At 69.4% G+C, this 15,574-nt stretch carries 14 protein-coding genes; 11 read left to right on the top strand and 3 right to left on the bottom strand.

The window, feature by feature from the left end; translation table 11 throughout:
• Window positions 1–2 precede the first annotated feature (2 nt).
• Both QE416_RS11225 and QE416_RS11230 read left to right on the top strand, forming a co-directional pair.
• Window positions 3–716, top strand: a complete 714-nt coding sequence (locus QE416_RS11225) for a 1-acyl-sn-glycerol-3-phosphate acyltransferase (protein WP_210076358.1) — start codon at window positions 3–5, stop codon at window positions 714–716.
• 9 nt (window positions 717–725) lie between these two features.
• The gene (locus QE416_RS11230; protein ID WP_210076356.1) at window positions 726–2,063 is read left to right on the top strand and encodes a class II 3-deoxy-7-phosphoheptulonate synthase; all 1,338 of its coding nucleotides are present in this window, start codon (window positions 726–728) and stop codon (window positions 2,061–2,063) included.
• Between the two features lie 123 nt (window positions 2,064–2,186).
• Here the strand turns inward: QE416_RS11230 and pknB are convergent, their stop codons facing one another.
• Together pknB and QE416_RS11240 are read right to left on the bottom strand one after the other, a co-directional pair.
• Entirely contained in the window at window positions 2,187–4,139 is a 1,953-nt protein-coding gene (gene pknB, locus QE416_RS11235; protein ID WP_307316239.1) for a Stk1 family PASTA domain-containing Ser/Thr kinase, read from the bottom strand.
• A 67-nt stretch (window positions 4,140–4,206) separates the two neighbouring features.
• Complete coding sequence (locus tag QE416_RS11240; protein ID WP_307316242.1) at window positions 4,207–5,199, bottom strand: LysM domain-containing protein; 993 nt, start codon at window positions 5,197–5,199, stop codon at window positions 4,207–4,209.
• Window positions 5,200–5,346: 147 nt separating this feature from the next.
• Here QE416_RS11240 and QE416_RS11245 point away from each other — a divergent pair, with 147 nt between their 5' ends.
• Window positions 5,347–5,691 (top strand): Rv2175c family DNA-binding protein, encoded by a 345-nt coding sequence (locus QE416_RS11245; RefSeq protein ID WP_324289885.1) that lies wholly within the window; start codon window positions 5,347–5,349, stop codon window positions 5,689–5,691.
• 12 nt (window positions 5,692–5,703) lie between these two features.
• Here the strand turns inward: QE416_RS11245 and QE416_RS11250 are convergent, their stop codons facing one another.
• Complete coding sequence (locus QE416_RS11250) at window positions 5,704–6,795, bottom strand: polyprenyl synthetase family protein (RefSeq protein WP_307316246.1); 1,092 nt, start codon at window positions 6,793–6,795, stop codon at window positions 5,704–5,706.
• 64 nt (window positions 6,796–6,859) lie between these two features.
• Here QE416_RS11250 and QE416_RS11255 point away from each other — a divergent pair, with 64 nt between their 5' ends.
• From QE416_RS11255 to murD, 8 genes are all read left to right on the top strand, one after another.
• On the top strand, window positions 6,860–7,237 hold the full coding sequence (locus QE416_RS11255) for a DUF3040 domain-containing protein (protein WP_210076348.1): 378 nt from the start codon (window positions 6,860–6,862) through the stop codon (window positions 7,235–7,237).
• Window positions 7,238–7,573: 336 nt separating this feature from the next.
• The gene (gene mraZ, locus QE416_RS11260) at window positions 7,574–8,005 is read left to right on the top strand and encodes a division/cell wall cluster transcriptional repressor MraZ (protein ID WP_056227713.1); all 432 of its coding nucleotides are present in this window, start codon (window positions 7,574–7,576) and stop codon (window positions 8,003–8,005) included.
• A gap of 100 nt (window positions 8,006–8,105) precedes the next feature.
• On the top strand, window positions 8,106–9,059 hold the full coding sequence (gene rsmH, locus QE416_RS11265) for a 16S rRNA (cytosine(1402)-N(4))-methyltransferase RsmH (protein WP_307316250.1): 954 nt from the start codon (window positions 8,106–8,108) through the stop codon (window positions 9,057–9,059).
• Complete coding sequence (locus tag QE416_RS11270; RefSeq protein WP_307316253.1) at window positions 9,056–9,679, top strand: hypothetical protein; 624 nt, start codon at window positions 9,056–9,058, stop codon at window positions 9,677–9,679. The genes rsmH and QE416_RS11270 overlap by 4 nt, the downstream gene beginning before the upstream one ends.
• 5 nt (window positions 9,680–9,684) lie before the next feature.
• A complete protein-coding gene (locus tag QE416_RS11275; protein WP_307316256.1) occupies window positions 9,685–11,478 on the top strand; it encodes a penicillin-binding protein 2 in 1,794 nt (597 codons plus the stop codon).
• A 62-nt stretch (window positions 11,479–11,540) separates the two neighbouring features.
• Window positions 11,541–12,953, top strand: coding sequence for a UDP-N-acetylmuramoyl-tripeptide--D-alanyl-D-alanine ligase (gene murF / locus QE416_RS11280; RefSeq protein ID WP_307316259.1), 1,413 nt, complete (start codon window positions 11,541–11,543; stop codon window positions 12,951–12,953).
• The gene (mraY, locus tag QE416_RS11285) at window positions 12,950–14,056 is read left to right on the top strand and encodes a phospho-N-acetylmuramoyl-pentapeptide-transferase (RefSeq protein ID WP_210076338.1); all 1,107 of its coding nucleotides are present in this window, start codon (window positions 12,950–12,952) and stop codon (window positions 14,054–14,056) included. The genes murF and mraY overlap by 4 nt, the downstream gene beginning before the upstream one ends.
• Window positions 14,038–15,570 (top strand): UDP-N-acetylmuramoyl-L-alanine--D-glutamate ligase, encoded by a 1,533-nt coding sequence (gene murD, locus QE416_RS11290; RefSeq protein ID WP_373458851.1) that lies wholly within the window; start codon window positions 14,038–14,040, stop codon window positions 15,568–15,570. Before mraY ends, murD begins: the two co-directional genes overlap by 19 nt.
• Window positions 15,571–15,574: the final 4 nt, after the last annotated feature.

Raw genomic sequence — 15,574 nt, forward strand, 5'->3', positions numbered from 1 at the left:
CGATGTTCTACTGGCTCATGAAGTACGTGGTAATCGGGCCGGTGATCAAGGCCGTGTTCCGCCCGTGGATGGTGGGCCGGCGCAACATCCCCGCCGACGGCGCGGCGATCCTGGCCAGCAACCACCTGTCGTTCTCCGACTCGATCTTCCTGCCGCTCATGATCGACCGCCGGATGGCGTTCCTCGCCAAGAGCGACTACTTCACGGGCAAGGGTCTCAAGGGCTGGGCCACTCGCATGTTCTTCACCGCGACGGGCCAGCTGCCCATCGACCGGTCGGGCGGCAAGGCCTCCGAGGCCTCTCTCAACACGGGCCTGGGGGTGCTGGGGCGTGGCGAGCTGCTCGGCATCTACCCCGAGGGAACGCGCAGCCCGGATGGCACGTTGTACCGCGGGCGCACGGGCATCGCACGGATGGCTCTCGAGGCGCGCGTCCCGGTCGTGCCGGTGGTCATGGTCGACACCGGCGCCGTCATGCCGATCGGTCAGCGCCTGCCCCGCGTGGGGCGTGTCGGCATCGTGATCGGCGAGCCCCTCGACTTCTCGCGCTTCGAGGGGATGGAGGGCGACCGCTACGTGTTGCGTTCCGTCACCGACGAGATCATGGTGGCGCTCCAGCGTCTCGGCGAGCAGCGGTACGAAGACGTCTACGCCTCGACCGTGAAGGACCGTCTCGCCACGTCACGGGCGGCGAAGGCGCCGGTCTCCCGCCACTAGACTTCAGGGGTGAATCAGCAGCTCCACGACCTCGACCACTGGCGAACCCTGCCCATCAAGCAGCAGCCGCAGTGGTATGACGAGGCCGCTGTGGCCGCGGCATCCGCAGAACTCTCGACCCTCCCGCCCCTGGTCTTCGCCGGTGAGGTCGACAACCTGCGCGAGCGCCTCGCTCGTGCCGCCGCCGGCCAGGCCTTCCTCCTGCAGGGCGGTGACTGCGCCGAGACCTTCGCCGGTGCCACCGCCGAGCAGATCCGCAACCGCATCAAGACGGTGCTCCAGATGGCCGTCGTCCTGACCTATGGCGCCTCTATGCCCGTGGTCAAGATGGGCCGCATGGCGGGTCAGTTCGCCAAGCCGCGCTCGAGCGATGTCGAGACGCGTGGTGACGTGACGCTGCCGGCCTACCGCGGCGACATCGTGAACGGTTACGACTTCACCGAGGAGTCGCGCAAGGCCGACCCCGCGCGTCTGCTCAAGGGCTACCACACGGCCGTGTCGACCCTGAACCTCATCCGCGCCTTCACGCAGGGCGGCTTCGCCGACCTCCGTGAGGTGCACAGCTGGAACAAGGGTTTCGCGAGCACCCCGGCCAATCAGGCCTACGAGAGCATGGCGACCGAGATCGACCGGGCCATCAAGTTCATGGAGGCCGCCGGGGCGGACTTCGACGAGCTCACCCGTGTCGAGTTCTACACCGGCCACGAGGGCCTGCTCATGGACTACGAGCGCCCCATGACGCGCATCGACTCGCGCACGGGCCAGCCGTACAACACCTCGTCGCATTTCCAGTGGATCGGCGAGCGCACCCGCGAGCTCGACGGCGCTCACGTCGACTACTTCTCGAAGATCCGCAACCCCATCGGTGTCAAGCTCGGCCCCACCACGACGACCGACACCGCGCTGGCGCTGATCGACAAGCTCGACCCCGAGCGCGAGCCGGGTCGCTTGACCTTCATCACCCGCATGGGGTCGGGCAAGATCCGCGACGCCCTGCCGCCGTTGCTCGAGGCCGTCCGCGACTCGGGCGCCACCCCGCTCTGGGTCACCGACCCGATGCACGGCAATGGCATCACCACCCCCACCGGCTACAAGACGCGCCGGTTCGACGACGTCGTGGACGAGGTGCGCGGCTTCTTCGAGGCGCACCGCTCGGTGGGCACGCACCCCGGCGGCATCCACGTCGAGCTCACCGGCGACGATGTCACCGAGTGCCTGGGCGGCTCGGAGCAGATCGACGAGGCGACTCTCGCTACGCGTTACGAGAGCCTGTGCGACCCGCGTCTGAACCACCGCCAGAGCCTCGAGCTGGCCTTCCTCGTGGCCGAGGAGCTCGAGAAGCGCTGACTCTCTCGTGAATCAGACGACGCCCCCGGCCTTCAGGTCGGGGGCGTCGTCGTTCGTGAGGTCGCGGTCAGGACGCGAAGGTGATCGCAGCGAGCGGCTCGACGATCTCTTCGGCGGCGATGCCTACAACGTCGGCGTCAGCGTGATCGTCGATCCCTGCGGAGCGGTCGTCCCGGCCTTGGGGTTCGTGGCGCGAACCTTGTAGATGTCCCAGTACTTGAAGCCGAGGGGCAGGGTGCCGTCGTCGATACCCGCGTTGACCTGGAATCCGAGCGCTTCGAGGGTCTTCACGGCATCCCGGATCGACATCCCCACCACGTTGCCGGGGATCTCGACGGGCTTCGGCCCGATCGACACGCGCAGGGGAACCGTGTCACCGGGGCGCCAGTTGCCGCCGCCGTCGCGCTGGCCCATGGAGATGACGTTGCCGGATGCCACGGAGTTGCTGTACTCCTCGGTCACCGAGGACTTCAGCCCGACGCCGTCGAGGGCGCGCTGGGCTTGCGAGCGCGAGTCTCCGGTGACGTCGGGGATCGGGCCGAGAGAGACGACGAGCGAGGCCGCGTCACCCTCGTAGACGGTGCAGCCCTGCGTGCAGTCGATCGCGTCGCCGCCCGAGCGGGGGATGACCGAGGCGCCCAGGACCGTTCCGTCGGCGGGGTCGGCGAACTGGCGCTCGGGGTCGCCCGCGACGCCGACGAAGGCCTGCTCGAGGATTGCGCGCACCTCGTCCGCGCTCTTGCCGGCGAGGGCCGGGATCTGGTGGGTCGCCGGTCCGATCGAGACGAAGACGGTGACGACGGTCTCTTTGTCGAGCCGTTCGCCGGGGGCGGGGTCGGACCCCACCGTCGTGCCGGAGGGGATCTCTCGATCCGTGACCTCTTGCGCCTGCGCCTGCAGCTGCTGCTGCGTCAACAGGGCTTGGGCGTCGGCGAAGCTCCGCCCCGAGACGTCGGGGACGGCGACGAGCGAGCCCGGCCCCGATCCGAAGTACCAGCCGGTGAATCCGGCGCCGCCGGCCAGCAGCAGCACGAGCACGAGGAGCCAGGCCCCGCGCGCCGTGCGTCGACGCGTGCGGGTGCGCAGGCGCGCGGCGTTGTCGGGTTCATCGATGGTGGCGGAGGGGAGGGATGCCGTCTGGGGAAGGACCTTGGTCAGCTCGCGGGACTCCGCTGCGGAGGCCGGGCCCGTCGTGCCCACCGACACGGCGCGAGCGACCTGGGGGGCGAGGCCGAGCTCTTTCTCGATCGCACGCAGCCGCTCGAGCATCGCACCGGCGTCGAGGGGGCGATCGCCCGGCTCGCGCTCGGTCGACCACAGCACGAGCTCGTCGAGTTGCTCCGGAACGCCGGGATTCTTGGCGCTGGGGCGCGGGACGGAGTCGGTGGCGTGCTGATAGGCGATCTGCATCGGCTGCTCGCCCTTGTAGGGCTGCTCGCCGACGAGCATCTCGTAGAGCATGATTCCGAGCGAGTAGATGTCGCTGCGGGCGTCCGCGGTGCCGCGGGTGACGAGTTCGGGCGCCAGGTACGCGATCGTGCCCATGAGCTGGGCGCCGCTCGCGGTGTTCGCGGTCGTCGCGCGCGCCAGACCGAAGTCGCCGATCTTGATGCGGCCGTCCTCGGCGAGCAGTACGTTCTCGGGCTTGACGTCGCGGTGGACGATCCCGGCCCGGTGCGCTGCCGCGAGCCCCGACAGGATGGCATCCATGATCGTGAGGGTCTGATCGATCGTGAGGCGCCGATGCTCGCGCAGCAGCTCGCGCAGGGTGATGCCCGGGAGGTATTCCATCACCAGGTAGGCCATCTCGCCGTCCTGGCCCTGGTCGAACACGTTCACGACGTGCGGGTCGCTCAGGCGGGCGGCCGAGCGGGCCTCCTGGATGAAGCGGCTCTGGAACACGGTGTCGTCGCTGAGGTGGCCGTGCATGACCTTCAGCGCGACGCGGCGCTCGAGGCGCAGGTCGGTCGCCACGTACACGGTCGCCATCCCGCCGCGCGCGATACGCGCGCGGACCCGGTATCGGCCGTCGACGAGACGGCCGATCAGCGGGTCTGCCTGCTGACTCGTGCTCACAGGTCGAGTCTACGGAGCGCCCCCTGTGAGGCCGGGGAGCGGCTCACCCTCACCTCGGACGAGAAGATCAGCCGAGAACGGAGAGCCACGTGGTGGCGGGTTGCTCCCACTGGGCGTACCGGTCCGGGTAGGCCGAGATCTGCACGGCCTGAGCGGCGTCGGCGTACGACAGCTGGTCCCACCCGGGGATGTCGAGCAGGCCGCGGGTCGCGGAGCCGTTGGGGTCGGCCGCTCCGCCGTAGAACACGCGGGTGGACCGCTCTCGGTCGAGGATCTGATCCGGGGTGCCCCAGCCGGTGCTGGGGCGCTGCTGGAACAGGCCGAGCGAGTCGCGGTCGCCCCAATCGAGGTTGCGCAGCCACGACTCCTGCATCGCGGTGCCCAGGGCGATGAGTATTCCGCGATCCGAGACGCCGAGTTCTCGCCCGATGCGGATGATCAGGCGTGCGTTCTCGGACTGCTCGGCATCCAGTCCGGGGGCGGTGGCGGGGGCCACGGCCGCGGGTGCGGGTGCGGGTGCGGGGGATCCCGACGGGATCTGCAACACGTCGCCCGGGTAGATGATCGAGGCGCGCGTGAGGGCGTTCGCGCTGAGCACGGCGTCGAGCGAGACGCCGTTGGCGCGGGCGATGGCCGAGACGGTGTCGCCCGGGCGGACCTCGTGCGACCGGGGTGCGGCTTCGGGAGCGGCGGGAGCCGGGGGAGCGGGCGTCGCCGCGGGGGTGAGTGCGAGAACCTGGCCGGGTCGGATGAGGCTGTCGGGTGTCAGGCCGTTGGCCGCCAGGACCGCCGCGGTGTCGAGACCATGAGCCCGAGCGATGCCCCACACCGTGTCGCCTGACTTGACGGTGTAGGTGGTGGGGGCGGTGACGGCCGCGAGTGCCGGCACCCCGATACCGCGGGGGGCGGGCGGCAGGACCGTGAGGGCAGGCTCGGGGGGCGCGGCGTGAGCGGCGTGCTCGGCGGCGAGGGTCAGGGCGATCGAGCCGGCCACAGCGGCCGGCCAGATGGCGACCGCGCGGCGTCGCGAGGGCAGGGGGGACAGCGTGAGTCGTCGCATGGTGGGGGGATTCCGTTCGTTCGACTGCCCGACACGCTGGCATGCCTCGGGGCTGATGTCAACGAAAGTGACGGTTGTGACGCATGTGACTCGTGTGCAGATGGACCGCGGGGCAGTCCGGGGCGGCGGAAATGAGAGGATGGGCGAGTGAGTGAGACTTCCCGTTACGAGACCGCGTGGCTGACCATTCCCGACCTGGTCGAGATGCTCGACGAGTCGCTCGGCCGCGTCCGCCGCCTGTTCGACGAGCATTACCTCGTCGGCTCGCGCCGCGAAGGCGTGTTCAAGGTGCCGGCGGTCTTCATCGTGGACGGGCGCCCGCTGGCGTCGCTGCGCGGCACGATCATCGTTCTGCACGATGCCGGGTTCGACGCCGACGAGACCATCGATTGGCTCCTGACTCCGGAAGAGAGCATCGGCATGGCACCCATCGAGGCTCTGCTCGCCGGGCGCAAGAGCGAGGTCCGCCGAGTCGCCGCGACCCTCGCCTGAGACGTTCCGGCCTCAGGCCGTTCGTTCGGTGGCGGCACGCGCGAGAGCGCGGAGGTCCTCGAGTGCGGCCGTGTCGACCTCGGCGTCGGCGAGAGCGAGATCGGCTCGCCGCGAGTAGTCGGCGATCAGGTCCTCCGTGCGTTCGAGCGCTCTCGTGTCGAGGATCGTCTGCTGCAGCGCCGCGATCTGCGCCCCATCCAGGGCGGGGTCGCCCAGGAGGGCGTCGAAGCCCTCGCGTCGCTGAGGTGACAGACTCTCACGGGCGTAGGCGACCAGCACCGTGCGCTTTCCCTCGCGCAGGTCGTCACCGACCGGCTTTCCGGTGACCGCGCTGTCGCCGAAGACCCCCAGCACGTCGTCGCGCAGCTGGAACGCCATGCCGACGTCGTGACCGAAGCGCCCGAGGGCGTCGAGCTGCGCCTCGTCGGCGCCGGCGAGAGCCGCGCCGATCTGGAGGGGCTGCTGGATGCTGTAGCGCGCCGACTTGTACGAGGCGATGCGCAGCGCCCGCTCCGCATGGGCATCGTCGGGGTAGACGGTGTAGGCGGACTCCTCGGCGACGTCGAGGAACTGGCCGATCGTCACGTCGCGGCGCATCCGCGCGTAGGCGCGACGGGTCGGGGCGGCATGGCGGTGGCCCTTCAGGCCCTCCTCGAGCAGATCGTCGCTCCACGCGACCAGCAGGTCGCCGAGGAGAATCGCTCCGGATCGACCGAACGCGTCGGAGTCGCCGGCCCAGTCGGCATCCTGATGCGCTTTCTGCAACGCGCGGTGGGCCGCGGGCTGACCGCGACGCGTGTCGCTGTTGTCGACGAGGTCGTCGTGGACGAGGGCGGCGGCGTGGAAGATCTCGAGGGAGGTGGCCACGGCCAGCGCGGACTCGTCGAATGAGGAGGAGGGCGGGTCTTCGAGCGTGCGAACCGAACTCCACCCGGCGAGGCAGAAGCGGGCCCGCAGACGCTTTCCTCCCTGGAGGGCGGAAGCCCCCGATCGGGTGAACGCCTCCGCCTCCGGGCCCAGTGCAGAGGCGTACGATAGCTGTTCGGAGAGGAACTTGTCGAGTCGCTGGGAAACAGCTTCGATCGGTTCCGGGGAGGTCGCCACGGGCCTAGCCTAGTGATCCACGCCGCGCGTAGAATCGTCCACAACGAACAACAAAGGGGGATGCATGCCACTGTCAGAGCAGGAGCAGCGTCTACTGGACGAGATGGAGCGCCATCTCATGAGCAACGACACCGATGTGGTGTCTGCCCCCAGTCGTGCCCTCAGCTACCGCAACATCGTCCTCGGTTCCATCCTCGTGCTGGCCGGTCTCGGCGCTCTCGTCGCGGGCGTGTCGATCGGGTTCAACACCGGTTTCGTCGGCATCGCCGTGGGCGTCGTCGGATTCCTCCTCATGGTCGGCGGGGTCGTCTTCGCCGTCACCCCGACGCGCGGCGCCGCTCAGGCAGCACCCGCCGCGAAGCCCCGACCGGCTCGCGCCTCCGGTTCGTCGTTCATGGATCGAATGAACGAACGCTGGGACCGCCGCCACGACGGACCCTAAGCCCGACACCCACTTCTTCAGCACCGGCTCTTCGGAGCCGGTGCTTTTTCGTGCGCCCGGGGGTCCTGTCCGCGACGGAATGGCGCCGTGGAGGGGGAGAGGGGCGAGATAAGGCCTCGAATCGCTCCCTTTTCCTCCACTCGAGCTGTCTTCGGGGGTGATTCTCGCGGTTCGGCGGCGGAAACACGCGGAGTCCGGCGCGATCCGTCGGGGCGGTCGATCACAGTACACGGCTGTGCTTCCGCGCAGAAGCCCCGGAATTTGATAGCAAAGTGGAGGGCGGTGGAGTAAAGTGGGGGAAACTTCGCAGGCCGGACGAAGGGGGTGGACGCCCGAATGCTGCTCGGAACGCACACACCCAAGCTCGACGACAAGGGTCGGGTCATCCTGCCGGCGAAGTTCCGTGACGATCTCGGCGCCGGAGTGGTGATCACGCGCGGGCAGGACCGCTGCCTCTACGTGTTCAGCACCGAGGAGTTCGAGCGCGTGCACGAGCGGATCCGCGAGGCCCCGCTCAGCAACAAGCAGGCCCGCGACTTCCTGCGCATGTTCCTCTCGGGGGCCAGCGCCGAGAAGCCCGACAGTCAGAACCGCATCACCGTCCCGCCCGCCTTGCGTACCTACGCGGGGCTCGGTCGCGAACTCGTCGTCACCGGCGTCGGAGCACACGCCGAGATCTGGGACGCCGAGGCGTGGAACTCCTACGCGGAGAGCAACGAAGAAACGTACGCCGAGATGGAACAGGAGGTGATCCCGGGACTCTTCTGACCCTTCGGCTGTGATGCCCAGCCGCTCGCCCTGACGCACTTCCCCGGCGCCAGGTCGACGCGGATGGGGATCAGAGTCCGAAGGTTCCGCCCGACACATCATGGACATCCGCGACATCCACACCCCCGTCCTGCTCGAGCGCTGCGCCGAGCTGCTGGGCCCTGCGCTCCACAAGCCCGGCTCGGTGTTCGTCGACGGAACGCTCGGTATGGGCGGCCACTCCGAGGCGTTCCTCGAACGCTTCTCCGAGACCCGTCTCATCGGCCTCGACCGCGACACCGACGCCCTTCGCATCGCGGGGGAGCGTCTCGCGCGTTTCGGCGACCGCGTGACCCTGGTGCACACCGTCTACGACGGGATCGCCGAGGCCGTGGCCTCTGCCGGTGTCGCCCAGGTCGACGGCATCCTGTTCGACCTCGGTGTGTCGTCGCTCCAGCTCGACGTCGCCGACCGCGGCTTCGCCTACGCCCAGGACGCGCCGCTCGACATGCGCATGGACCAGACCACCGGCGTGACGGCCGCGGAGGTGCTGGCGACCTACGGCGAGGGTGATCTGCGCCGCATCTTCGAGCGCTACGGCGAAGAGAAGCTCGCCGGTCGCTACGCCCGCGCGATCATCGCCGCCCGCGCCGAGGCGCCGCTCGAGCGCTCCGGCCAGGTGGTCGATGTCCTGCAGGCGGCCACTCCCGCTGCGGTGCTGCGCGAGCGTCACCCGGCCAAACGCGTCTTCCAGGCCCTGCGCATCGAGGTCAACGCCGAACTGTCGGTGCTCGAGCGAACGATCCCGGCCGCGCTGAGCGTGCTCGGTGTCGGCGGGCGCATCGTCGTGCTGTCGTATCAGTCGCTCGAGGACCGGTTGGTCAAGCGCGTCTTCGCCGACGCGTCGACGTCCACGGCTCCGCGCGGACTGCCCGTGGAGCTGCCCGAGCACGCGCCGAAGTTCCGGCTCCTCGTTCGCGGCGCGGAGCTGGCGGGCGACGAAGAGCGCGCGGTCAATCCCCGCGCCACCCCCGTGCGTCTGCGCGCGGCCGAGAGAATCCAGGAGGACGCATGAGTGCACCCCAGGCCATCGATGCGGCCTTCCTGCCCGACTTTCCGACGCCCGTTCGCGAGCGCCGGCTCACCGTCGTGCCCGCGACCGCGCGTCGTCGGGCCCCGCGGCGCCTGTTCGGCGTCATCGCCGTGCTCGGCGCGCTGGCGATCGTGCTGGTACAGATGGGGCTCGGCATCCTGACGACCCAGAGCTCCTTCGAGATCTCGTCGCTCACCCAGCAGCAGCGCGATCTGACCTACCAGAAGCAGATCCTCTCCGACGAGAGCGCGGGACTCAGCTCGCCGCAGTACCTCGCGGCCAACGCCGCAGCGCTCGGCATGGTCATCGACGAGTCGCCGACGTACCTGCGCCTCAGCGACGGTGCCGTGATCGGCTCCGACAAGCCCGCCGACACCGCCTCCTCGGTGGACGCCAAGGGCCGCGGCTCGGTCGGCAACGCCCTGATCTCGGGTGTCCCGCTCGTGACCGACCCGGCGGCATCCACGACCGAGAACGGCACGGCCACTCCCGCGCCCGCGGCACCCGGATCGCCCGCGCCGACCGAGGCCGCCGCCCCGAGCGCCCAATCCGCGACACCCCCGCCGATCAGCGACGGTCTGCCGACTCCCGCGACACGATGAGAGCCATGACGACGACAACCTCCCGTTCCCCGCGGCGTCGCACCGTCGTCGCCCTCGCGGTCGTCCTGATCGTGATCATCGCCTTCGTCGTCCGCCTGGTCGACATCCAGGTCGTCAACGCCCGAGACCACGTGGACGACTCGCTCTCGATGGGTCTGCAGAACTCCCGCATCGAGTACGCCTCGCGCGGATCGATCGTCGACGACAACGGGGTGCCCCTGGCCACCAGCGTGAATCGCTACGACGTGCAGATCGACCCGATGCTCGCCGCGAAGGGCGTGACCACGCGCGACGACGACGGCAACGAGACCACGACGGCCTGGCCCGACCTGGCGGCCCAGATCGCCGGTGTCACCGGCCAGGACGCCGCCGACGTGCAGAAGATCGTCCAGGATGCCGTGGCCGACAACCCCGAGTCGCGTTACGCGATGATCGCGAAGAACGTCTCGACCGAGCAGTACCGAGCCCTCGTGGCCCTGGGGCTGCCGTTCCTCAGCTTCCCGCCGCAGGCCGGTCGTATGTATCCCGACGGGGCGGTGGCGGGGAACCTGCTGGGCTTCGTCGGCAGCGACGGTCAGGCCCTCGCCGGCCTCGAGGCGGCCGACAACGATTGCCTCGCCTCGACCAACGGCAAGGTCGTCTTCCAGCAGAGCCGCGACGGCGTGGTGCTCCCGGGCACCGAGGTCGTCACTCAGCCCGCCGTCGACGGCGGCACCCTCAAGCTCACGATCGACCGCGACCTGCAGTGGTACCTGCAACAGCTCATCGCCGAGCAGGTGCAGAACACCGGGTCGTTGCGCGGCACCATCACCGTGGTCGAGGCCAAGACGGGCAAGATCCGGGCCCTCGCCGAGTACCCGACGGTCGACCCCAACGACCCCACCGCCACGGCCCCCGAGGACCGCGGCAGCCGTGCGTTCTCGAGCCCGTTCGAGCCCGGCTCGACGTTCAAGGCCCTCACGACGGCGATCGGCCTGGACAGCGGCTCGTACACGCCGCAGACGACGGTCACGGCCTCGGGGCGCGAGGTGCTGGACGGCGACGCGCGCGTCTCCGACGCGTTCTCGCACGGCCCGAACGTCTACACCCCCACCGGCGTCCTCATCGACTCCTCGAACGTGGGTATCTCCAAGTTCGCCGAGATGATCCCCGCGCAGACGCGCTTCGACTACCTGCAGAAGTTCGGCATGGGAACGACGAGCGCGATCGACTTCCCGGGTGAGTCGGGCGGCATCCTGCACCCCGTCCAGGACTGGGACAAGCAGACCTTCTTCAACACGGCTTTCGGTCAGGGCCTGTCGGTCACCGTGCCCCAGCTCGTGGGCGCGTACCAGACCATCGCCAACGGCGGCGTGAAGAAGCCGCTGTCGATCGTCGAGGGCTGCACCGCGGCCGACGGCACCGTCACCGACGTCCCCTCGACCGAGGGCACCCAGGTCATCTCGACCGACACGGCGAAGGAGGTCTCGCTGATGCTCGAGAACGTCGCCACGCAGGGCGAGCTCGCCTCCAAGATCGCCATTCCCGGCTACCGCATCGCGATCAAGACCGGTACGGGTGAGAAAGTCGACGAGAACACGGGTGCCTACAAGCCCGACGCGTACTTCACCACGATGATCGGTTTCGCCCCCGCCGACGACCCCCAGTACGTCGTCGCGGTCAACCTGGACGAGCCGCGGACGGTAAAATCGTCGGCGGCCACCGCCCCCGCGTTCCAGAAGGCCCTCACCCAGGTTCTCAAGTCCTACCGGGTGATCCCGTCCGGAACCACGACCCCCGAACTGCCCAAGTTCGGCTGAGAAAGGGCCCACGTCGGTCTCGTCTCGGTAACGAATGCGACCGGAAAGGGCGTCCCACAGCAATGATCTCCCTCAGCCTCTCCCACCTCGCCGACGTGCTCGGCGGGCGCCTCGTCGTCCGCGGCGACGACACTGCCGACACCCTCGTCTCGGGGCTCGTCGACACCGACTCGCGCCTGATCGAGTTCGGCGGCATCTTCGTCGCCAAGCCCGGTGAGACCACCGACGGCCACCTCTTCGTCGGCACGGCCGTCGAGCGGGGCGCGGCCCTCGCGATCGTCGAACGCGAGCTCGACGACGCGGTGAGCCAGGTCGTCGTCCCGGATGCCGTGGCCGCCCTCGGCGACCTGGCTCGGGACGTGGTGGCTCGAGTCCGCGAGACGGGCGCGCTCAAGATCGTCGGCATCACGGGGTCGAATGGCAAGACGACCACGAAGAACCTCCTCGCGCGCATCCTCGAGGACGAGGGAGAGACGGTGTCACCGCGCGCCTCGTTCAACAACGAGGTCGGCGCCCCGCTGACGATGCTGCGCGTCACCGAGAACACGCGCTACCTCGTGAGCGAGTTCGGAGCCAGCGCCCCGGGCGCCATCGCGCACCTCGCGGGTCTGGTCACCCCCGACATCGGAGTCGTGCTGATGGTCGGCATGGCGCACGCCGGCGGGTTCGGCGGCATCGAGTCGACGTTTCATGCCAAGAGCGAGTTGGTGAAGGCCACCCGCGAAGGCGGCCTCGCCGTCCTCAATGCCGACGATCCGCGTGTGGCCGCGATGGAGCCGATCGCGCGCGAGCGCGGGCAGGACGTGCGGTGGTTCGGTCGGGGCGAGCGGGCCGAGGTGCGCGCCGTCGACGTGGAGGTCTCGGCATCCGGGACCCGCGCCGATCTGGTGATCGACGGAGAACCCTTCACCCTCACCCTGCGCGTGCTCGGTGAGCACCACGTCATGAACGCTCTCGCGGCCCTCGCCGCCGCCACCGCGCTCGGCGTGCCCGCAGCCCACGCGATCGCCCGTCTCGAGACCGTCGAGATCGCCGAGCGCTGGCGGATGCAGCCGCTGGGTTCCGATCGCGTGCGCATCATCAACGACGCGTACAACGCCAGCCCCGACTCCATGGCCGCCGCCCTTCGCACCCTCGCCCAGATCACCGGTCCCGAGGAGCGAACGGTCGCCGTCCTGGGCGCGATGAGCGAGCTGGGCGAGTACGCCGACGAGGAGCACGACCGCGTGGGACTGCTGGCCGTGCGCCTGCGCATCCAGCGCATCGTCGTGATCGGACCCGAGGCGCGCCGCATGTACCTCGAGGCCATCGCCCAGGGCTCCTGGGACGGCGAGGCCGTCTTCTTCGCCGACGCCGATGCGGCCTACGACTACCTCTCGACCGAACTGCGCGACGGTGATCGCGTGCTGGTGAAGTCGTCGAACTCGGCGGGGCTCCGGCACCTCGGCGACCGTCTGGGAGACTTGTTCGCGTGAGATCACTTCTGACGTCGGCTGCGATCTCGCTCGCCTTCACCCTCTTTCTCACCCCGGTCTTCCTCCGGTGGTTCCGCAAGTGGGGCTGGGGCCAGGTCATCCGCACCCCCGAGAACGTGCACAACCCCTCGCACGGGGCCAAGCGCGGCACTCCCACCATGGGTGGCACGATCTTCATCCTCGGAACGATGGTCGGGTACTTCATCGGTTCGTACGCCGGTAACAACCCGCCCACGGTCTCGGGCCTGCTCGTGCTGTGGCTCATGCTCGGCTTCGGTGTGGTCGGTTTCATCGACGACTACATGAAGATCCGCCAGCAGCGCAGCCTCGGACTCTCCGGCTGGCGCAAGATCGCCGGTCAGGTGATCGTGGTCGTGCCCTTCGCGATCGTGGCGTTGAACTTCCCGAACACGGTCGGACAGACCGCCGCCTCGGGCTACGTCTCCGTGTTCCGCGACATCCAGCTGCTGTCGTTCTTCGCGCTCGGGCCGATCCTCGGATGGCTGCTCTACCTCGCGTGGATCTCGCTCATCGGAACCGCGACCTCCAACTCGGTCAACGTCGCCGACGGTCTCGACGGCCTCGCCGCGGGCTCGGGCATCTTCGTGGTCGGCGCGTACAGCCTCATGGCCTTCTGGCAGAACAAGCAGGTCTGCGCCGACGTGCTCGACCCCACCGTGCAGGCCGGGTGTTACGCCGTACGCGACCCCTTCGACCTCGCCATCGTCGGTGCCTCGTTCGTGGGAGCCCTCGTCGGCTTCCTCTGGTGGAACGCCCCCAAGGCGAAGGTCTTCATGGGCGACTGCGGCTCGATGGCGATCGGCGGCGTGATCGCCGCCCTGGCGATCTTCACCCGCACCGAGCTCCTGCTCATCCTCATCGCGGGCGTCTACGTGATCGCGTCGGGCTCGGTCATCCTGCAGCGGGCCTACTTCAAGGTCACCCGGGGCAAGCGCCTCTTCCTCATGAGCCCGCTGCACCACCACCTCGAGATGCGCGGGTGGCCCGAGGTCACCATCGTCGTGCGCATGTGGATCATCGCCGGGCTCCTGGCCGTCTCGGGCATCGGATTCTTCTACGTCGAATGGCTGTCACGCGTATGACCGACCTCTCCACCCTCACCAGCTGGCACGCCGACTGGAAGGGGCTGCGCGTCGTCGTCCTCGGTCTCTCGGTGACCGGTTTCTCCGTCGCCGACACCCTCGCCGAGCTCGGCGCCGAGGTGCTCGTGGTGACCGAGCGGGCGGATGCCGAGTACTCCCGCCTCCTCCCGGTGCTGGGCGTGAATCTGCACGAGGGCCCGCTCGAGACCGTGCCCGCCGAGATGGCCGACTTCGCACCCGAGGTGGTCGTGGCATCCCCGGGCTTCCCCCCGCACCACCCGGTGATCGCGTGGACGCGGGAGCGGGGCATCGCGCTGTGGGGCGACGTCGAACTCGCGTGGCGCGTGCGCGACAAGGTCGTGCGGGCCGACGGGCGCCCCGCCGACTGGGTGCTGATCACCGGCACGAACGGCAAGACCACCACGACGCGCCTCACCGCCGAGATGCTCATGACCGCGGGCCAGCGGGCGGTTCCGGTGGGCAACATCGGAACCCCCGTGCTCGACGCGGTGCGCGACCCGAGCGGCTTCGACGTCTTCGTCGTCGAGCTCTCGAGCCACCAGCTCTGGTACCTGAACCTGCAGACCGGCTCCGACGCGCTGTCGCCGCACTCCTCGGTGTGCCTCAACCTCGCGGACGACCACCTCGAGTGGCACGGCGGTGCTGACGCGTACCGGTCGGCGAAAGCCGGCGTCTACGCTCGTACGCGGGTGGCCTGCGTCTACAACAAGGCGGACGTCGCCACCCGCGAGATGGTCGAGGATGCCGAGGTGATCGAGGGCGCTCGTGCCATCGGCTTCGACCTCGGTGTCCCCGGCCCCAGCGACCTGGGCGTGGTCGACGGCATCCTGGTCGATCGGGCGTTCCTCGAGGAACGTGCCACCTCCGCTCTCGAACTCACGACGGTGGCCGACCTCGCCGAGCGGGGGCTCGCGGCCCCCCACATGGTCGCCAACATCCTCGCCGCCTCGGCGCTCGCGCGCTCCCTCGGCGCGAGCCCCGCGCACATCCACGACACGCTCGAGCGCTTCCGCCTCGACCCGCACCGCATCCAGGTCGTCGGAGTCCACCGGGGGGTGACCTGGGTCGACGATTCCAAGGCGACGAACCCCCACGCGGCGGCCTCGTCGCTCGCGGCCTATCCCGGCGCCGTCTGGGTGGTCGGGGGACTGCTCAAGGGTGTCGACCTCAGCGACCTCGTCCGTGCTCGTGGCGCGTCGGTGCGAGCGGTCGTCGTGATCGGCACCGAGCGCGACGAGATCGTGACGGCGTTCGAGCGACACGCCCCGACGGTGCCGCTGTTCGAGGTCGACCACGCCGAGACTGAAGACGTCATGGCCCGGGTCGTCGAACTGGCGGCGGGTGTGGCCCGGGATGGAGACACCGTTCTCCTGGCTCCCGCGGCGGCATCCTTCGATCAGTTCGCGTCCTACTCCGACCGCGGCGACCGTTTCGCCGAAGCGGTGCAGGTGTGGATCGCGGGCCACGACGGAGATTCTCGACCGCACGACTGAGGGG

The sequence above is a fragment of the Microbacterium sp. SORGH_AS_0421 genome (assembly GCF_030818635.1).
GTDB lineage: Bacteria > Actinomycetota > Actinomycetes > Actinomycetales > Microbacteriaceae > Microbacterium.